General features: G+C 44.0%; 2 protein-coding genes. Both read left to right on the plus strand.

From position 1 onward, the window contains the following. The first annotated feature begins 206 nt into the window (after positions 1-206). Positions 207-989, plus strand: a complete 783-nt coding sequence (locus B7Y67_RS19425; RefSeq protein WP_293600036.1) for a pseudouridine synthase — start codon at positions 207-209, stop codon at positions 987-989. Then, on the plus strand, positions 982-1,281 hold a 300-nt coding region (locus B7Y67_RS19430), incomplete at its 3' end, for a 4a-hydroxytetrahydrobiopterin dehydratase (protein WP_293600037.1). The genes B7Y67_RS19425 and B7Y67_RS19430, both read left to right, overlap by 8 nt.

Here is a 1,281-nt window from a genome sequence, read left to right on the forward strand (position 1 = left end):
CCATCTTCACGAGCATAGCCTTGAAAAACAATTTCACGGGTATGAAGGGGATTTCTGGGGGATGGTTTAGAAAGCATATGAAGAAATGGAGTGCTTTATGAAAGTGAAAAAATCAATAGAGAAAATGATTGGGACTCTCATCATCATAATCACTTCATTACAGGGTCGCAAAATAGATTGGCTTTGTAGTATGCTCGGCATCAGATATGGCAAAACCACTTTCACTCGAAAAAATATTATTTAGTCAGGGCTTTGGTACGCGGCGCTATTGCAGCGACCTAGTCTATGCAGATCTCGTCCAAGTAAATGGTGTGTTGGCCGAAGATCCCGAGGCGCGCTTATCTACAGAAGGCTTGATACTAAACGTGGAGGGGCAAGATTGGGAGTTTCATGAAAAAGCCTATATCGCTTTTAATAAGCCGCCTAATTATGAGTGCTCACACAAGACCACTCACCACCCTAGCGTGTATAGCCTTCTGCCTAAACCCTTTGTAGAGCGGGGCCTTCAGTGCGTAGGGCGATTAGATTTTGATACTACTGGCTTAATCTTAATTTCAGATGATGGGCAGTTTATTCATCGAATGACTACACCAAAGAAAAATATTGGCAAGGTGTATGAGATCACGACCCCTGAGCCAATTACCCAAAAACAAATGGATCATTTATTGTCTGGTGTGGTGCTAGATGATGATCCCAAGCCTTGCTACGCGACTGCTTGTGAGCAATTGGGTGAGCATGTTTTAGCAATGACTATTGTGGAAGGGCGCTATCATCAAGTGAAAAGAATGATGGCCGCTGTAGGTAATCACGTGCGCTATCATCAAGTGAAAAGAATGATGGCCGCTGTAGGTAATCACGTAGCGAAGTTGCATCGTACTAAGATCGGTCAATATGTAATGCCCGAGAGCCTAAAAGAGGGTGAGTGGTGCTGGCTCTACCCACAGGATTTACAGTTGCTTTCTAAAAGTGTGGATGCTCCCCTTGTCTAAACCAAAACCCATTGCCCAAGGCTTTAATTTTCAGCAAGAGCTTCCGCAATGGAGGGTCTCGGCAGACTTCAAAAGTCTGCAGCGGCAATTTATCTTTTCTGATTTTGAAAAGGCTTTTGCATTTATGACCCTGTGTGCAAGATTTGCAGAAGAAATTGACCATCATCCTGATTGGTCTAATTCGTGGAATCGTGTAAGCGTTTCTTTGAGCACCCATTCTGCCGATGGGCTTACTGAGCTCGATATCACCATGGCGCATACCATGGATCAGTTCGCTAATTCAATCTTACAA

Source organism: Polynucleobacter sp. 35-46-11, assembly GCF_002281105.1.